Source organism: Enterococcus asini ATCC 700915, assembly GCF_000407365.1.
GTDB classification, from domain to species: domain Bacteria; phylum Bacillota; class Bacilli; order Lactobacillales; family Enterococcaceae; genus Enterococcus_C; species Enterococcus_C asini.
This window is the reverse complement of sequence record NZ_ASVU01000002.1, coordinates 444,159-461,341: the sequence shown is the minus strand read 5'-3', so window position 1 is coordinate 461,341 and position 17,183 is coordinate 444,159. Positions and strand designations below refer to the sequence as shown.

Genomic DNA, 17,183 nt, shown 5'->3' with positions numbered 1-17,183 from the left:
TTCATTTCATAGCTAGTCTACCAATAAGCCACAATAGAAAACAAGTCCCAAAACTTCTAGGGAGAATCTTTTACGAAAAGCGCGGGAGTATCCTCTCTTAGAAAAAGCTGATACAATAAAACCAGAAACGGAGGGATTTTCGTGTGTGGACGATACTTATTTGATCCCATGACTGGGGAGTTAAAAGAATACTACAAATTAGCCTTTCAAATGAAGCAAGACGACTTGAAAACCGGAGAAATCTTTCCCTCAGAGGAAGTCATCACCTTAGGCAGTGGCCCGGATCAAAAACTACGGGTGGCCTTGACCACTTGGGGCTTCTCCAATCACCAAAACAAACAACGCTTGATCAACGCCCGTAGTGAAACCGTAGAAGAAAAGCCGACTTTTCGTGAGGAATTTCGCCGGCACCGGTGTTTGTTTCCTATGAGTGGTTTTTATGAGTGGAACAAGGACAAAGAACGCATTTTGTTCACGTATCCCGACGAACGAGAGATGTATGTGGCGGGCTTGTACCGTGTAAAAGATGGGCAAACAGAGTCCGTCATTTTAACCACTGAACCAAACGAGCTAGTAGAACCGATTCACAATCGCATGCCACTGATTATCGATAAAAAAGATGCCCGGGACTGGTTGGAAAATACCGAAAAAGCAGCCTTACTCTTGCATAAAACCGACGAATCAAAACTAGTATTGCAAAAAATCCCAAAAGATAAAAATTGATTTACATAATCCAATTATGGACATTTTGCCAAATACTAAAAAAGCCACGACTCTCATTAAATAGAGAGCCGTGGCTTTTTGACAATTGACGAACTCGATCAGCCAATCATCACGGATTCGTCTGGGTACTTGAAGTTGCCTTCTTTTTCCGGACGACGGACTAAGGAGAAGACGACAGTCATAATCCCTACCCGACCGATAAACATTAAGGAAATAATAATTAATTTGCCTACAATGGTTAAATCCGGGGTAATTCCCATGGTCAAGCCGACTGTACCAAAGGCGGAGATGACTTCAAATGCGATGTACTCCAATCCTAGCTGATCCACGTTAGGAATCGTTTCAGTTACCGATAAGACCATGGTAGCAAAGATACACAAGGTCAAGGTAATGAAGAACAGAGTCATGGCCCGGTTTACTGCCGCCTCTCGAATGGTTCTCCCGGAAAATTCCACGTGACTGCGCCCTTTAAAGATGCTTTTGACTTTCAATAAAAGTACCCCAAAAGTTGTGGTTTTCAAGCCCCCGGCAGTGGAGCCCGACGTGCCCCCGATAAACATCAGAATCATCGTCAGAATCAAGCCCGCATGGCTCATTTGGAAGTAATCCACGGAGTAATAGCCCGCCGTTCTTGGAGTTACCGCCATAAACAGGGTATTGGCGAAGCGACTTAAGAAGTGATCGCTATTAATCAAGGCAGTGTCTGTTCCTTCTGTGATAAAAAAGCCCAATGTGCCAAAGAGCAACAAGCCTCCGGTAATCGTCAAAGCGATTTTTGAATGCAACGTCATGCGGCGTTTCTTCCGTAAGCCCACAAGATCATACCAGACCAAAAAGCCTAGGCCCCCGGCGATGATCAAGAACATTACGATAAACAAGACCCAAGGATCTTCTTGGAAAGGTACCAAACTGTCCCCGAAAAGGTCAAAGCCTGCATTACAAAAGCTGGAAATCGCATGGAAGAAACTAAACCACAGACCCTTGGCCCAACCGTAGCGGGGAACAAAGTCAATGGCTAATGCCGTCATTCCCAATGCTTGAATCACAAAAGCGGTTTTTAAGATGTAGCGCATTAACCCCACTTCCCCACTCATGGTGGGCATGTTTAAAGAATCTCGGAGAATCATCCGGGTACTTAAGTTGATCTTTTTCCGGGAGATAAAATAAAACACTACGGGAATGGACATGAAGCCTAAGCCACCGATCTCAATTAAGGTAATAATCACGGCTTGTCCAAAAAGACTCCAGTGTTCGGCGGTGTTCACCGTGGTAAGCCCGGTGACACAAGTGGCCGAAGTAGTGGTAAACAAAGCGTCGATAAAGGGCGTGACTTCCCCCGTCCGACTGGATATGGGCAGCATCAACAACAGCGCCCCTAATAAAATCAAACTGGCAAAACCCATAGAAATTAATTGCGGCGTCGTCAAGTCATAACGCCGGTACATTCTTTTTTTCATAAAGTTCCCTTCTTAGTAGGTAGTATATCACCAATCATAGAGAACTTTTCTGTAAGAAGCAAGAAAAATGACGAAAGAAACCCCGGCCACGTATCTGCTTTACGCCAGATGGGACCGGGTTTTTCCTAACGATTCATATTTTTAATCTTGATCATCCGGGTGACTTCCGCCCGCTCGTTTTCTTCTAGTTTCATCTTAATGAAATAAATGGTTTCCTCCAGTTCGGGGATGGTCATATATTCCAAAGCGTTCACTCGTCGCCGGGTCTTTTCGATTTCCCCGGCCATGAGCTGACAGGTCTTCTCGATTTCCGTCAATGCCAAAAGGTCCGGCAAAACGTTGGTAAAGCGAGTGATGGAATTATCCAAAGGTACATTGGAGTTCAAGTAGCCGTATTCAATAGGCGCGGCCACTAAGTCTTCATCATAGGAAAAGTTCATTACGGGCACTTCCACACTCATGATGTTCTTTTGATCCAATTCCAACTCTACTTGCGCTGCCGGCAGGATAAAGAGCTCCTCGATAAAGGCGCTGTTTAACGTGGCGCTGGCTAAGCGGAAAGAGCGCATGGCACTGGTCATGGTCTCTTCCACCGCTTGACGCATTTTGTTGTTCTTTTTCACCAATAGGATGAATTGCCGCATGAGCTCATCTTGTTTGTCCTTTAAAAGCTTATGCCCTCGTTTAGCGGTTTTCAGCTGCTTTTGCAAGCGAGCCAGCTCCATCCGCGTTGGATTCACATTCAGCTTTGCCATGGGCTACACCCCTTTATCCGGCAGATATTCATCAATCATGTCGTCTTTAATCCGTTTTAATTCCGTCCGTGGCAAGATGCTTAAGAGCTTCCAGCCTAGATCCAAGGTTTCAAAGATATCCCGATTGGTGTTGTACCCTTGGTTGACGTATTCTTCTTCAAAGCGTTCCGCAAATTTCGCGTAGATTTTATCCACTTCAGACAATGCGGAATCCCCTAGGACTACGGCCAATTCTTTGGCTTGTTTCCCTTGGGCATAGGCGGAGAAGAGCTGGTTCATGGTCGCCGCGTGATCCCCCCGGGTCTTTCCTTCCCCGGTTCCCTTGTCTTTTAAGCGAGACAGGGATGGCAACACATCGATTGGCGGCTGAATGCCACTCTTATACAATTCCCGGGACAAGATGATTTGTCCTTCCGTAATATACCCGGTCAAATCGGGAATCGGATGGGTTTTGTCGTCTTCTGGCATGGTCAAAATCGGAATCTGGGTCACGGAACCCTTCAAGCCTTTGATCCTACCTGCTCGTTCGTACAAAGTAGCCAAGTTGGTATACAAATACCCTGGATAGCCGCGCCGGCCTGGGACTTCACGACGGGCTGCGGAGATTTCCCGCAATGCTTCACAGTAGTTGGTCATGTCCGTCATGATGACTAAGACGTGCATGCCTTTTTCATAAGCCAAGTATTCTGCGGCAGTGAGCGCCATGCGTGGTGTGGCGATCCGTTCAATGGCCGGATCGTTGGCTAAGTTCATAAAGACTACGGAACGATCGATGGCACCGGTTTTCCGGAAGTCTTCCATAAAGTATTCTGCTTCTTCAAAGGTAATCCCAATGCCGGCAAAGACTACGGCGAAATCATCGTCTGCATTTAACACCGTCGCTTGACGGGCGATTTGGGCCGCTAATTCCTTATGAGGCAAACCAGAACCGGAGAAGACCGGCAGCTTTTGCCCCCGGACTAGCGTGTTCAAATGGTCAATGGAAGAAATCCCCGTTTGAATAAATTCATCGGGATAGTCCCGGGCCATAGGGTTGATAACTTCCCCGTTAATGTCGAGCATTTTTTCCGCTAGAATTTCCGGGCCATTGTCTTTTGGTCGGCCTAAGCCGTCAAAAACCCGACCAATCATGTCTTCGGAAACCCCTAATTCCAAAGGATGGCCTAAGAAACGCACGGCGGAGTCCCGCAAGTTGATCCCGGAAGTTCCTTCAAAGATTTGGACTAAGGCTTTGTCGTCTTGTAATTCTAAGACTTGGCCTTTTCGAAGTTCGCCGTTTTGCATGCGGACTTCGATTAGTTCCTCGTATTTTACACCGGAAACCCGGTCCACTGCCATTAGAGGGCCGACAACTTCGCCGATTGTTTTGTATTCTTTAATCATTGGTCATGCCCCCTTGTTGAATGATGTCTTTTAAGGTGTTCTTGATTTCTTGTTCTAAGTCGATGATTTTTTGCAAGTCAGTTTCCGGAATGTATTTCATCCGGGCGAGCTTGTCCCGTAAAATCACGGTACCATCCATGACTTCGTTTAAGTAAGAACCTAATTCCAACGCCCGGGTCGCTTCTTGCCCAAAGGTTAAGATATTGTGGAGCATTTGGAATTGTTTTTCCCGAGAAGTAAAGGTATCCACGTCATCAAAGGCGTTTTGTTGCAAGTAGTCTTCCCGAATGGACTTGGTGACTTCTAGGAGCAACTGGTCTTTGGCTGACAAGGAGTCAATCCCTACTAAGCGGACGATCTCTTGTAGTTCGGATTCTTTTTGCAACATACGCATGGCATCTCGCACCAAAGTAGACCAGTTCACTTGCATTTGTTGATCCAAGTATTGCCCGACTTCATTGGAATACAAAGAGTAACTTTGCAACCAGTCGATGGATGGGAAGTGCCGTTGCTGTGCTAAGGTGGAATCTAGACCCCAGAACACTTTTACTACCCGCAATGTATTTTGGGTCACTGGTTCCGAGATGTCTCCCCCGGAAGGTGATACGGCAGAAATAGCGGTAATGCTCCCGCCCCGGCCTTCTTGACCTAGGGTGATAACTTTGCCGGCTCGTTCGTAGTATTCCGCTAAACGAGAACCTAAGTATGCCGGATAGCCTTCGTCACCGGGCATTTCTTCTAGACGACCACTCATTTCCCGCAAAGCTTCCGCCCAACGTGAAGTGGAATCTGCCATGATGGCCACGGAATAGCCCATATCTCGGAAGTATTCCGCAATGGTAATCCCGGTATAGATTGAAGCTTCCCGCGCCGCTACCGGCATGTTGGAAGTATTGGCGATTAAAATCGTCCGTTCCATCAAGGATTCACCGGTATTCGGGTCAATCAGTTCAGGGAATTCGTTCATGACGTCGGTCATTTCGTTGCCCCGTTCCCCACAACCTACGTATACGACTAAGTCCACATCCGCCCATTTGGCGATTTGGTGTTGCACGACTGTTTTACCGGCCCCAAAAGGTCCAGGAACCGCAGCCGCTCCCCCTTTTGTCACCGGGAAGAACGTGTCGATAACCCGTTGTCCGGTAATCATTGGTACATCGGGATTGAGTTTTTCTTTAACGGGACGAGGACGGCGTACCGGCCATTTTTGCAACATGGAGAATTCTTTGTCTCCCTCGGCGGTGGTAATCACAAAGACCGTCTCATCAATGGTGTGTTCCCCGGGATAGACAGCTTTTAATGTCCCTTTCACTCCTACAGGCACCATGATTTTATGCTGGATGATCTTGGTTTCTTGAACGGTCCCTACGATATCCCCTGTAGCAACTTCAGCCCCTGGTTCTAAAATAGCTTCAAACAACCATTTCTTCTCATGGTCCAAGGCTTTGATCTGTACCCCACGAGCCAAGAAATTGCTGTGGGTTTGTGCGATAAATTCGTCTAAGGGACGTTGAATCCCATCAAACATTTGGGACAAAATCCCTGGAGCCAATTCCACGGAAAGAGCTTCTCCGGTAGAATGCACCGGTTCTCCCGGGCCAATGCCGGCAGTTTCTTCATAAACCTGAATTGAGGCCACATCTCCCCGCATTTCGATGATTTCACCGATAACGCCCAGATCCCCTACATAACAAATATCTTGGATGCTCGCATGGCCCATGTTTTCTGCCATTACCAATGGACCTGAAACTTTGACAATATTTCCAATTTCCACGATTTCAGCTCCTTTACAAGATGTTTTGACCAACGGCTTTTTCCACGTTTTGCTGGATCGCCTCAAGGCCAATCCCCAGACTGCCGTCATGATTTGGAATCAAGACAACAGCCGGTTGCAATTGCGTTTGCAAGCGGTCAATCTCTTCTTTGATCGTGCTGGCACAAGCTTCGGTAATATAGATTACCCCGTATTCTTCTCGTACCAGATGTTTAAGTGCTTGTTGTGTTTCTTTCTTATCAGTGGCAAAGTGCACACTGAATCCAAATAATTTAAAAGGCAAGACGGACTCTTTGTCCCCAATGACACCAATCTTATAGGCCATAAGTCATCCGCATCCTTTCTTTGATTTGTTCTTTGGTAAAACCACTGCGCTTGCCCACTAGAATCAAGCGTAAGTTTTTCACTTCAATGTCTTTGTTGTTCAAAAAGGCTAATAACGGCAGCGGACCAAAAGCGATGGTTTGTGCGCCGTCAAAAAGACCACTTAAGTAATCGTCTTTTAAAAGATCTAAACGAGCGTAGTCGATTTCGTCCCCTTCAAAGACCGGTGCCAAAAGATCCCCATAAGTTGACGCAAGAATAAAGTCAATCAAAGCGCGAAGATCTTTTTCCGCAAAGCTCATAAGCGTGTCTTTGGGGATGCTTCCTGAACTAGACAAGACTGTGGACATAAAGGCTTGGGTGCGATTTTGTTCCAAGCAGCGCAAAGCCGTAGTCAAGTTCGTTAAGTCGATAAAGCTGATGATTTCCTCTGACAAGGCTGGGTAATCCAGTTCATCCGCTAGACGTCGCTGTTCCGTTAAAAACTGGCGATCATAGATGACATCGATCCCTTGCATAATGCTGGATTCTTCCATATACTCTCTAACTTCTAAAATGCTTTTTAAAAGACTTTTAGGTAAAACCGAGGATTTGCCGGTTTCCACAGCGCGTTTTAATTCTTCTGCCGTATAGATGCCATCGGGCAAGTAGAGGTTATCGTAATTGTTTTTTGTATAGTACGCTTTCGTCAATACTTTGAGATTGTGAAAGGTGTAGCGCATCGTGTAAATCCAGACTAAATCCGGATTCGGTGCGGCAGCTGCTAATTCAGAGAAGGTGGACAACAATTCTTGGTTCAAAGACTTTTCAAAGTCGTTGGCGAAATCATCATCTACGTAAGTTCCATAAACCGTTCCGGCGAGAATTGCTTCCAGCTGTTTAAAGTCCGAAGCCTCGATTAACTGTTGAAACACTTCCGGAGTTAGCAGTTCATTTTCTTTCAAACGAATCAGAGGATTGAGTTGGTGATACATGGGTTGTGACACGTACATTCCTCCTTTTTTCAATCGGTAATGCCGATTATGAGAATAGTTTCTTAGTTAGTTCATTGCCGTCTTGGTTGCGGACTTCTTGTAGTAAATCCCGATACAAGAAGTTGTATTGCACCCCGGACACGTCCACCACAAAGCCAGGAGTGCCAGCTTCTTTTCCTGTCCCTAGTTCCAATGGATAAGGCAAGTTTAGAGAAGCCAGGTAATCCGGTGTTAAAGCGGCAATCACTGAAGCTCCTGAAGGAAGTAAGACTGCCTTTTGGTCTAAAGCCAAAGCAGTCAGATTATCCTTGGCGAAACGTTGAATTTTAGTAGTGTCCCATTTGCTCATAATCTCATGGGCTTCTTCAAACAATTGATCCAAGTAGTCTTGCTTTTGAATCAAGGTTTCTTGACGGACTTCCATTTGTTGCCGGGAAGCCAGTTGTTTGTACTTTTGTTTCAAAGCTTTCGTCTGCTTGGCTAATTGCGCCTCATGAACAGCTTTGGCCTTGGCCACTTCTTGTTCGTACCAAGTGGCAATTTGTGCTTCTTCTTGTGCTTTGCGACTGGCCCGTTCACTTTGGGCCTTGTTGTCGATTTCGGCGATTATTTTGTCGATTGCATCCATCTAGTTCCCTCCTTTATCTGCACAGGCGCGTTAAATTAGATTTGGCCTAGAAGCAAGAAGGAGATAACGAAACCTAAGATGGCGTACATTTCCACCATTACCGCGTACATAACCCCTTTAAAGAAGTGTTCTGGTTTTTTCGCCAAAATTTGAATCCCGGCAGAAGCCACTTTCCCTTGGGCCATCCCGGAGAACAAACCGGTAAAGGCTACTGGTGTTGCAGCAATCAAGTATTCCAAACCAGTGATAGCACTCATATCAGAAGTCAGGCTGCCGTAAATCATAAAGGCGATTACGAAACCGTACAATCCTTGAGTACCTGGCAATAGCTGCAAGATCAACGCTTGCCCGAATTTTTCAGGTTGGCTAGTGGTTAAAGCAGCGGCTGCTTCCCCGGTCATCCCGACCCCTTTTGAAGACCCGATACCAGAGAAGATCGTAGCCACGGCCATCCCGAAGATTGCAAAGAACATCCCACCATTTTCAATCAAAAACTTAGTCATTATCATTTCCTCCATTTTCATCAATAAAATTCATATATTTTTCTGCTGGTTTCAACGGACGGAAGGCCCGACCGCCACCAGTATAAAACTTGCCAAAGAATTCCACGTATTGCAGCCGTGCCGCATGGACGTAAGCACTCAGTAAAGACAAGAAGATATTTAGTCCTTGTAAGACGACAATCAAGACAATTCCGGCGGTAAAGCGGGCTGCTGGTGGCATATACCCCACTAGCATATTGAAGGCTGCGGCGATACTGCCTCCGGAAATCCCTAAAGCCATCAAACGACTGTAACTAACAAAGTCGCCGATGTAGCTGGTAATGCCGTACAGATCGTACAGCCCCATAAAGAAGCCCCCGACCTTTGATTTAGCACCTAGCACGGAAGTCAGTAAAACGGCCAAGGCACTAATAATGGCTAAAATCGCACCAATCATGGTCAATGCTTGGGATTTCACCACCATGGCACCTAATGCAGCAATCAGAATTCCCGCGAGAATCCCTTGCCAAGAAAAGCCTTGGTTGACAGCTGCCACGTAGTCTTTTTTGCGCATATTTTCCTTACCGGCTAAGAATAAACCGGTAAAGATTTGAATGCCCCCAAAGACCATGGACAAACCGAAAATCGCCATAAAGTCCTTAGACGGGGAAAGCAAGTACACGGGCATTTCCACCCCGAAGGAACTACCGTAAATCAAGCCCCAAACAATGGTGGAGACGGATAGATATTGGAAGAGCTTCAAGAAACGCTGGGTTCCTTTCGGCAAGGTTAGTGCTTTGAGTCCAACCGTAGTAGCTACTAACATCAACAGTCCATAACCGAAATCCGCCACCATCATCCCGAAGAAGACTAAGTAAAACGGCATCATCCAAGGAGTTGGGTCGATTTCGTCGTATTTGGGAATGCTGTACATTTCTGTCAGCATTTCAAAAGGTTGCACCACTGGATTGTTTTTCAATTTTGTAGGTGTTTTATTGGCAGCAATTTCCTCAGCCGTGGGATCATCCAAGGACAGATAAACTTGCTCATTAGGAAATGCTTGGGCCAAGACCCGTTTTAAGATAGGAACTTCATCAGCGCCAATCCAGCCACGGATCACTGCTAAATACTGGGATTCCACAATGCCGGCTTGAGCTAGTTCCCGTTGATTTTGCGCCAATAAGACTTCTTCTGCTTGTTGCAAGTGATAGACTTGGGCTTTTTTCTCCCCAATCAACTGAGCTAACTCCTTACGCTCTTGGGCCAGCTTGGTTAATTCGGCTTTGGCTTGTTGGAGGATTTCCTTTGGTTGTCCCGGATACGGCTTGGTTTCACTACGAGCACCAAAGTCTTGCATTAACTCCAAAACGTCTGGGGTCTCTTTGCGCAAATACAACAAAGCAAAGGCGGTTTCTTTTTGATCGTTACTGATATACTCACTGTAAATCTGAGTCGTCTGTTTCAATTGGTCCTGAAAAGCTTCCCACTGGTCATTAGGCAAAATCCCGATTAAAGCCGTTACGTTTTTGTCACGGCTCTCTTCGATGTCGATATCCAAGTTTTGCCAAGTAGTCCCCCAGTCTTCCTGGGCTTGGGCTTGCTTTGTGGCCGCCAAATTTTGATCCCAGCGTTCTTTTAGCTGGGTAATCGTGGCCAGCTCTTTTTTAAGCTTTGTTTCATCAAAGGTTTTTTCAAAGTCCCCAAATGAGGTCACTCCTCGTTTTAACTCCGTGACTTTTTCTTTGGCGGAACCATGATCCCGGATAAAACGTACCAATTCTTGAATTTGACGAATTAACGCTTCTGTATTTCCACTGTCCTCATATTGCTGGCTGTCAGCGAAGTATTCCTTAAGCCAGTCCTCATTGGCGCTATCTGCGTAAATATCATCGATTTCCACTTGTTGCGTGCCTTGGAGGACCCGCAGTATGCGTTCTTGGGCTTCTTTTTCACAAATGATGGACAGCTTTTTCATCTCTTTAACTGCCATAAGTGCTTGTCACCCTCTCAATAATCTCGTTTACCAGTGTTTCGTGACGCTCTTCGTAGAGTGCCTGGAAAGACTGGCGTTCTGCTTGAGCCTCTTGTACTAAGCTGTTTTTTTCATCAGCCAAGGCTTGTTGCAGCTTTTGTTCCTCATCTGCGTGCAACTGTCCGCGCTTGGTGCGCAAGTCTTCCACAAGGCTTGCCAAAGCGTGTTCTTTTTCAGTACGCAGTTGGGCCAAATCCGCTTCTTGGCTTTTTTTGGCTGACTCATTTTTTTCTTCCGCCACCCGGATGCGTTCCAATGCTTCCTTCAATTCAATCCCTCCTTACAAAAAAGCGCACTTCTGCTACAGAAGTACGCTTTGAATTTCACGGTACCTCAAAATTGCTCTTCTCACCCCTTGAAGAACGCGATCCTTGAAGTATTACACTCAACCGTTTTGTTTTATTAAAATTGTTAACAAAATAATGATAGCAAATTTAAAGTAATATTGCTAGGGATTTAACGCAGTTTTTTGTGAAAAGTCATGGAAACTGCTCGCATTTTTCTTCACAATGTACGTTTTTTTATCTTGTCTAGTCAAGGGGCTATTCACGCCTTTTCGCAAAATGCTTAACGGAAAATCAAGTACCAAATAATCGAAAGAATGGTACTGGTCAAACCGATTAGCGCTTCATAAGGAATCAGCCGCATGCGGTTTTTGATGTTCATATCTACAGACCCCCCCGTTGCATGGAAGAATGAGCCGTGAGGGAGTGAATCAAGCACCGTTGCCCCCGTATGCACCATGGCACCAGCAAAAATTGCCGGAATTCCTTCTTTTAACAAGACACCAGAGAAGGTTTGAGAAGCAATGGTTGCTCCGGCTGTGGTGGAAGCTGTGGCTGCCCCCATGACGATCCCGGCGATTGGTGCCAAGATAAAGGAAGGCAAATGCATCATTTCCAAAAGACTGACCACATCCCCTTGCAACGCGGAGGCTTTAATAATGCCGGCAATTGTCCCGGTACCGATCAATAATACGGAAACGCCGATGACTTTCGTTAAACCAAACTCCATATAATGAGGGAATTTCTTGATTTCCCCACAAGCAATGGTACTAACAAGTCCACCTAAAGGCAAAGCGATTAATGGATCAATCACGATATTGAACAATGGACGCAAAGCTAAGAGCAAAATCACGACGACTGGCCCGGCAATCGCTGCCCAAAGACTTGGCAAGGATTTATTTTCTTCTCCTGCTGGATAGTGAATTTCTAAGCCACTACTTCTTTTAGATAAGATCGTTGCCAAAATCACAGTCATGATCAACGCGCCGATGGCTGGCACGATATTGACCGCCATAAGAGAGGTCAGATTCACATGGAAGCCTTCTGAAACGGCAATCGTATTTGGGTTTGGGGAGATGATATTCCCGGCTTTCCCACCACCAATCATGGCTAATAGAATGGCTCCTTTGTTGTAATGAACCTTATTGCCAATCGCTAAAGCAATGGGTGCTACGGTAATCACGGCAATGTCGATAAAGACGCCGACCATACAAATGACCATGGTAGCAATGGCAATGGAGACGATGGTGCGTTTTTCCCCTAGTTTGGCGACGATGACTTCGGCAATTTTTTCTGCCGCCCCGGTCTTAATCAAAGCCCCGGCCAAAATCCCGGAAGTCAAAATCCGAATAACGGAAGACATCATGCCTTGGGCGCCGGTAATCATGACTTCTACCGTACCGACTAAATCCCCACTACCGATAAGTCCCCCAATTAATGCCCCGATAATCAAACTATAGGCGGGTTGAATCTTTTTGATAATCAGAAAAATCGAAAGCGCCAACCCGATTAACGCTCCAGCTGTCGTAAATGTAATGTCCACTTAATTTTCCTCCTTGCGTACTAGGCGCATGACTTGTTCCGTCGTGTCCGCTAAATTTTGGGCCGCTTGTTCGTGGTCCATGGCTTCTTCTAAGGTCGTGATTTGGCGCAGAATTGGGAAATACGCATCAATTCCTTGCTTGTTACACTCCCGGGCGCCAGAAGTAACACTACCGGCAAAAGCAATGACCGTTTTTCCGTGTTTTTTCGCAAGTTTCGCAACTCCCACGGGAGCTTTCCCCATGGCGGTTTGTTCATCTAGGCGTCCTTCTCCGGTAATCACCAAATCTGCATCTAATAAGGCTTTTTCTAAGGCAATGGTTTCTAAAACGATGTCGATGCCTGGTTCTAGTTTTCCTTGTAAAAAGGCTTGGAAAGCAAAACCTAATCCCCCCGCAGCACCAGTTCCCGGGGCCAAAGGATCGGCTTTTGGAAATTGCGCTTGAGCTACTTTTGCAAAGTTCATTAACCAGCCATCTAAATCTGCCACCATGTCTTTCGTGGCACCTTTTTGAGGACCAAAAACCGCACTGCTACCATTGGGACCGCACAAAGGATTGGTCACATCACAGGCAATTTGAAATTCGCATTCTTGTAAAACTTCGGGGACGCGGTCGCAACGAATCTCTTTTAATTCGGCTAAGCCTTGTCCTCCAAGCGCAATCGGCTTTTCGTTAGCGTCCAACAAATCAAAGCCCAATGCTTGCAACATTCCGGCTCCCCCGTCGTTGGTGGCGCTCCCACCGATACCGATAATAAAATGACGGCAACCTTTTTCCACCGCGTCTAAGATTAATTCCCCTACCCCGTACGTTGTGGTAAACAAGGGATTTCGTTGGGCTGGTGGTACTAAGGTCAAACCCGCCGCTTCGGACATTTCAATGACCGCTAATTTTTGATCGGCAATCACTCCATAGGTTGCTTGGACCTTTTCTTCCAAAGGACCTGTCACAGGGATCGTGACTTCTTGGCCGTTCATGCCTTCAATGAGCGCACTCACGGTCCCTTCTCCCCCATCCGCTAAAGGTTTAATGACAACTTCTGTCTGTGGAGCCACCCGGTGGATTCCTGCGGCTACCGCATTCCCGGCCTCCATGGAGGACAGACTGCCCTTAAACGAATCAATACTAATGACGATTTTCATCTACTCACTCCTTCTACATTTCAGCAAACGCTTACTGCGCTATTTACTATAGCAAAAGGGCTTTCAAAATGATATGTTATATAAGACGAGAAAAATAAAAATCATTTTATTGATTTGTTACCTATAACAAAAGGACGGCGAAAAGCGTGTGGAAAATCTAATTGATCATAATTTAGCGGAGCAAATCGTCTATGCGGTGAAAGAAATTTGCGGCTATAACATTAATTTTATCGACAATACCGGCATCGTCTACGCCAGTACCGACCAAGCCCGGGTGGGAAGTTTTCACGAAATCGGCCGTGAAGTTGCTTTGAAAAAGCAAAAAATCGAAGTCTATGTGGACGATAGCTACATCGGTACCAAGAAAGGAATCAATATCCCCATCTTCTATGACGAAGAGGTAGTTTCCATCATTGGGATCAGTGGGGATCCGGAGCGGGTTCGAAAATACGGGTATTTGGCGGAGCGGATTACCAACTTATTGATTCAAGAAAAAAATCTGCAAAAAACCAGTCTGGATGAACGGGAACAAATGCACTTTTTGCTGACCTCTTTGACCCAAGGAAATAATTTAGAGTCAAAAACTATCAAACACATGCTAAAAGAGCACAACCTCGCCCTCCACTCTTCTTTTCGCGTGGTGCTCTTTCACTTGAACTCCCAGGATCCTGATATGAACGTGGCATTTTTCGAACAAGAAATCAAAAACTACTTTGGAAAAGAGACGCTGCCCCTTTTAACTTATAATTACCCTAACGACTATGTGGCCCTCATAAATCCTCAGCTGTTTCAGGAGCTAGGGGCAGCTTTTAAACAGTTTGCGGACATGTACCAAGGAAAAATCCGGTTGGCTGTGGGGAATCGTTGTCTTTTGCTCCAGTGCAATGAATCCTATCGCACCGCTCGTATCGCTTTGGCCACTACGAATTACCAAGAAAACTACTGTGACTTTTCCGATTTGTTGTTAGAGATTCTTTTTGCCAAACTCAGTGATAAGCAAAAAGCCCTCTATCGCAACAAGGTTTTAGGCCACGAGCTAAAACCAGAGGAACTCCATGTCCTCCAAGTGTATTTTCAATGTGATATGTCCTTGCAGAAAACCGCAGAGCGGCTTTACATTCACAAAAACACTTTGCAGTATCAACTGAAAAATATCGAGAAAAAAACCGGCCACGATCCTCGTAAATTCCGAGAAGCAGCCTTGCTGTACTTGGCATTGTCCTTAAATCCGCCCCAAGAATGTCTGGACTAAGGAAATAGGAGCAAATACCAAGACGTCTGCCACCCCACTTTTCTGAGAAAGTGCTACAATAAATACGAAAAGAGGAGATCAATCATGGCATTGACAATTAAACAAACAGAAGATTATCTAACAAGTAAGGTAAGTGGCATCACGGTAATGGATGTCAGTATCGAGTACCCCGATGCAAAAGAAGTCCTCTACATCGAAGGGGAACTGGACTATTATGTCTTAATTAAAGCGGACGAAACGTACCAATTCACAGATGGTCAAAAAAATGTGAAATTAAACAGCAAAGAAAATCCCGACAAACCTTTGTCCGAAGAAGAATTTCTTGAACGAGTTGTTAAGATTATCCTGAGCGAAGAATAAAACCAAAAAAGCTTCCCGGTAATGCAGACTACCTGCACAAACCGGGAAGCTTTTTTATTTAGCTAAGCATTATCTGAATTCGCGCAAGGAACTCCAAGACTGCTCCTTGTCGCTGCTAAAAAAATGGGAGTTGCCGCCTTTACGATACAAACCGTAGACAATACTGCCGTAGATGACTAAAAACCCACCCAGGCCAAGAAAGGCAAAGAACAGCATGCCCCCAAAGGTACTATAAAACAACGTGGGCATGATTACGGAAAAGAGCCCTGCACCAATTCCTAAAACCAACGACCAAGTAAAACTGGTTTGGTAGCGGCGAACTAATTCTTGTTGTGCTGCTCGAGCCTCTGGGGTTAGTCTTCGGTGACGAATCTCTTTAGCGGCTTTGGCGTAGTTCAGACCACCGAAGACAAATAGACAAATTCCGACAATCCCACTCAGCATCAGCAGGAATGCTCCTAGCCCACTCCCGTAATTACTGGTGAAAACCGCAAAAGCTAACGCACAAAACAAGCTGCCGACCCCGGTAGCCATCTTAAAGGCAAAACGGCGAACTTCTTGCCAGTAATCTTGCATTTCCGCTAAGTCCACGGGTTCTCCTTGATTAAAGTAGGTCGCTTGTTCTGTGGCAGTGACCTCAGGATCCACATCTAGTTCTTGCAACAGTTCAGCAATGGAGCCAAACTCACTAATAACCGTCCCAATCGCCTCGTGTTCATTTTTTCCTTCCGCCAGTAACTCTTGGTAGTGATCCTCCATAATGGCGGTCAAGTCTTCTTTGGCTTTTTGGACTGCGGCGGTTTGTGGCAAATTCATAAACAATGTCTCTAAATAATCTCTGATAACTTTCATGTCCTCGTCCCCTTTATCTGTTCGATCCCTTGGGCAGCAAAAAGCTGTCCACGATGTTTTTGGTCTGTTGCCATTCCTGCCATTTTTCGGCTAAATGTCCACGCCCGGCGGTAGTTAATTGGTAGTAGGTCCGCTTTTTCCCATGGGTAACTTCCCCGGGATAAGAGTGCAGATAGCCCTTTTTCTCCAGGCGAGTGAAGGCAGAATACAGCGTGGTTTCTTTAATGAGATACACGTCTTTTGTGCGGCGGCGGATCTCTTTGGAAATCTCATAGCCATAGGAGTCCCCTTCCGCCAACACGGACAAAATCAGCGCATCATTGTAGCCTCTAAGCCCGTCGCTGGAAATCATGCGTTGCCTCCTTTAGTGAATTACTTCATCTGTCGTACTAATTATAAAGCAACTACTACGACAGGTAAAGTAAAAAAGCGAATTTCTTAAAAAAGAAATTCGCTTAAAGATTATTCGTAATCAAAATAGGCGTAACGCTTGGTTTCTTTGATATAGCCAGACTTGCTCCAAGCGCCTTTTTTGCTTTGTTCTGCTTGCTCTTGCACAGTTTCTAAATCACTTTGATAGGTATCGTTACCGGGATTTAAGTAGCGTACAACCCCTAATCCTTCTGCAATCAATTCATTTTGCAGTAAATCATCCCCCACAAAGACATAAGCTAAGTAGCGGTCGTACTTGTCCTTCACATCTCCTTCATCAAAGGCTAAGCTGACATCGCCTTTTGCCAGAGCAGCTTTGGTGAAGTTACTGGCTTCTTTGCCATAAGGTTGCACAGGCATATCTTTTTTGACGCTTTCTGGAGTGTCCACCATTAACAGGCGCAGGCGGTATTCTTTGTTTTCCGAGTAAAAGACGAAAGTGTCCCCGTCCACACTGCGAATATTGTCCACGGCGATTTTTTCAAAACGTGGTGGATTGTCTAGATTCACATCGGCTACCTGAGCGGCTACCGAACTTTTGCTTAATTCCCCTAGTGAAGGAATCGAGCCACTTTCTTTGTTTGAGTTGCTGATTTGACCACTGGGGGCTTGACTATTGGTGGCAGTCTCATTGTTTTTTGAGTCTCCCGTTTGATTGAACAGCTGAAAGGCCGCGACGACCAATAACAGAATCGTTCCTACTATCCCACTAATTTTCTTCTTCACAAAAACCATCCTTTTCATACACATTCGACCCATTATAGGACAGCTGGTATTTTTCGTCA

The 17,183-nt window shown here is 45.7% G+C and carries 18 protein-coding genes; 3 read left to right on the top strand and 15 right to left on the bottom strand.

From position 1 onward, the window contains the following. The first annotated feature begins 141 nt into the window (after positions 1–141). Positions 142–723 carry an SOS response-associated peptidase gene (locus tag I579_RS12080; RefSeq protein WP_010753687.1) on the top strand — a complete coding sequence of 194 codons (582 nt, stop codon included), beginning with the start codon at positions 142–144 and terminating at the stop codon, positions 721–723. Between the two features lie 98 nt (positions 724–821). Here the strand turns inward: I579_RS12080 and I579_RS12075 are convergent, their stop codons facing one another. The 12 genes from I579_RS12075 to I579_RS12020 all read right to left on the bottom strand — a co-directional run bounded on the left by I579_RS12075 (position 822) and on the right by I579_RS12020 (position 13,502). Then, positions 822–2,180 carry a TrkH family potassium uptake protein gene (locus I579_RS12075; RefSeq protein ID WP_010753686.1) on the bottom strand — a complete coding sequence of 453 codons (1,359 nt, stop codon included), beginning with the start codon at positions 2,178–2,180 and terminating at the stop codon, positions 822–824. 125 nt (positions 2,181–2,305) lie between these two features. Beyond that, positions 2,306–2,935: a V-type ATP synthase subunit D gene (locus I579_RS12070; RefSeq protein ID WP_010753685.1), complete on the bottom strand. Its 630-nt coding sequence runs from the start codon at positions 2,933–2,935 to the stop codon at positions 2,306–2,308. A 3-nt stretch (positions 2,936–2,938) separates the two neighbouring features. Continuing rightward, positions 2,939–4,318 (bottom strand): V-type ATP synthase subunit B, encoded by a 1,380-nt coding sequence (locus tag I579_RS12065; protein ID WP_010753684.1) that lies wholly within the window; start codon positions 4,316–4,318, stop codon positions 2,939–2,941. Beyond that, a complete protein-coding gene (locus I579_RS12060; RefSeq protein ID WP_010753683.1) occupies positions 4,311–6,092 on the bottom strand; it encodes a V-type ATP synthase subunit A in 1,782 nt (593 codons plus the stop codon). The genes I579_RS12065 and I579_RS12060 overlap by 8 nt, the downstream gene beginning before the upstream one ends. A 13-nt stretch (positions 6,093–6,105) precedes the next feature. After that, positions 6,106–6,417: a V-type ATP synthase subunit F gene (locus I579_RS12055; protein ID WP_010753682.1), complete on the bottom strand. Its 312-nt coding sequence runs from the start codon at positions 6,415–6,417 to the stop codon at positions 6,106–6,108. Beyond that, positions 6,407–7,408, bottom strand: coding sequence for a V-type ATPase subunit (locus I579_RS12050; RefSeq protein WP_034810351.1), 1,002 nt, complete (start codon positions 7,406–7,408; stop codon positions 6,407–6,409). The genes I579_RS12055 and I579_RS12050 overlap by 11 nt, the downstream gene beginning before the upstream one ends. A 28-nt stretch (positions 7,409–7,436) precedes the next feature. Beyond that, the gene (locus tag I579_RS12045; protein ID WP_010753680.1) at positions 7,437–8,018 is read right to left on the bottom strand and encodes a V-type ATP synthase subunit E; all 582 of its coding nucleotides are present in this window, start codon (positions 8,016–8,018) and stop codon (positions 7,437–7,439) included. A 35-nt stretch (positions 8,019–8,053) separates the two neighbouring features. Further along, entirely contained in the window at positions 8,054–8,524 is a 471-nt protein-coding gene (locus I579_RS12040; protein ID WP_371168174.1) for a V-type ATP synthase subunit K, read from the bottom strand. Then, positions 8,514–10,490 carry a V-type ATP synthase subunit I gene (locus I579_RS12035; RefSeq protein ID WP_010753678.1) on the bottom strand — a complete coding sequence of 659 codons (1,977 nt, stop codon included), beginning with the start codon at positions 10,488–10,490 and terminating at the stop codon, positions 8,514–8,516. The genes I579_RS12040 and I579_RS12035 overlap by 11 nt, the downstream gene beginning before the upstream one ends. After that, positions 10,480–10,800: a hypothetical protein gene (locus I579_RS12030; protein WP_010753677.1), complete on the bottom strand. Its 321-nt coding sequence runs from the start codon at positions 10,798–10,800 to the stop codon at positions 10,480–10,482. Before I579_RS12030 ends, I579_RS12035 begins: the two co-directional genes overlap by 11 nt. A 299-nt stretch (positions 10,801–11,099) precedes the next feature. Then, positions 11,100–12,359: a GntP family permease gene (locus I579_RS12025; RefSeq protein WP_010753676.1), complete on the bottom strand. Its 1,260-nt coding sequence runs from the start codon at positions 12,357–12,359 to the stop codon at positions 11,100–11,102. After that, entirely contained in the window at positions 12,360–13,502 is a 1,143-nt protein-coding gene (locus tag I579_RS12020) for a glycerate kinase (protein ID WP_010753675.1), read from the bottom strand. 148 nt (positions 13,503–13,650) lie between these two features. On the opposite strand from I579_RS12020, the gene I579_RS12015 reads away from it, so the two are divergent. Together I579_RS12015 and I579_RS12010 are read left to right on the top strand one after the other, a co-directional pair. Then, positions 13,651–14,754 carry a CdaR family transcriptional regulator gene (locus tag I579_RS12015; protein ID WP_010753674.1) on the top strand — a complete coding sequence of 368 codons (1,104 nt, stop codon included), beginning with the start codon at positions 13,651–13,653 and terminating at the stop codon, positions 14,752–14,754. 84 nt (positions 14,755–14,838) lie between these two features. Further along, positions 14,839–15,114 carry a hypothetical protein gene (locus I579_RS12010; RefSeq protein WP_010753673.1) on the top strand — a complete coding sequence of 92 codons (276 nt, stop codon included), beginning with the start codon at positions 14,839–14,841 and terminating at the stop codon, positions 15,112–15,114. Positions 15,115–15,183: 69 nt separating this feature from the next. On the opposite strand, the gene I579_RS12005 is transcribed toward I579_RS12010, so the two are convergent. The 3 genes from I579_RS12005 to I579_RS11995 all read right to left on the bottom strand — a co-directional run bounded on the left by I579_RS12005 (position 15,184) and on the right by I579_RS11995 (position 17,124). Then, a complete protein-coding gene (locus I579_RS12005) occupies positions 15,184–15,966 on the bottom strand; it encodes a permease prefix domain 1-containing protein (protein ID WP_010753672.1) in 783 nt (260 codons plus the stop codon). A gap of 13 nt (positions 15,967–15,979) precedes the next feature. Further along, the gene (locus I579_RS12000; protein WP_010753671.1) at positions 15,980–16,318 is read right to left on the bottom strand and encodes a PadR family transcriptional regulator; all 339 of its coding nucleotides are present in this window, start codon (positions 16,316–16,318) and stop codon (positions 15,980–15,982) included. A gap of 110 nt (positions 16,319–16,428) precedes the next feature. Further along, complete coding sequence (locus I579_RS11995; RefSeq protein ID WP_010753670.1) at positions 16,429–17,124, bottom strand: thermonuclease family protein; 696 nt, start codon at positions 17,122–17,124, stop codon at positions 16,429–16,431. Positions 17,125–17,183 lie beyond the last annotated feature (59 nt).

Excerpts from the sequence above, each read along its gene's own strand:
- I579_RS12050 (WP_034810351.1), bottom strand. The coding sequence starts at position 7,408 with ATGTACGTGTCACAACCCATGTATCACCAACTCAATCCTCTGATTCGT.
- I579_RS12020 (WP_010753675.1), bottom strand. The coding sequence starts at position 13,502 with ATGAAAATCGTCATTAGTATTGATTCGTTTAAGGGCAGTCTGTCCTCC.
- I579_RS12055 (WP_010753682.1), bottom strand. The coding sequence starts at position 6,417 with ATGGCCTATAAGATTGGTGTCATTGGGGACAAAGAGTCCGTCTTGCCT.
- I579_RS12005 (WP_010753672.1), bottom strand. The coding sequence starts at position 15,966 with ATGAAAGTTATCAGAGATTATTTAGAGACATTGTTTATGAATTTGCCA.
- I579_RS12000 (WP_010753671.1), bottom strand. The coding sequence starts at position 16,318 with ATGATTTCCAGCGACGGGCTTAGAGGCTACAATGATGCGCTGATTTTG.
- I579_RS12075 (WP_010753686.1), bottom strand. The coding sequence starts at position 2,180 with ATGAAAAAAAGAATGTACCGGCGTTATGACTTGACGACGCCGCAATTA.
- I579_RS12045 (WP_010753680.1), bottom strand. The coding sequence starts at position 8,018 with ATGGATGCAATCGACAAAATAATCGCCGAAATCGACAACAAGGCCCAA.
- I579_RS12065 (WP_010753684.1), bottom strand. The coding sequence starts at position 4,318 with ATGATTAAAGAATACAAAACAATCGGCGAAGTTGTCGGCCCTCTAATG.
- I579_RS12070 (WP_010753685.1), bottom strand. The coding sequence starts at position 2,935 with ATGGCAAAGCTGAATGTGAATCCAACGCGGATGGAGCTGGCTCGCTTG.
- I579_RS12035 (WP_010753678.1), bottom strand. The coding sequence starts at position 10,490 with ATGGCAGTTAAAGAGATGAAAAAGCTGTCCATCATTTGTGAAAAAGAA.
- I579_RS12010 (WP_010753673.1), top strand. The coding sequence starts at position 14,839 with ATGGCATTGACAATTAAACAAACAGAAGATTATCTAACAAGTAAGGTA.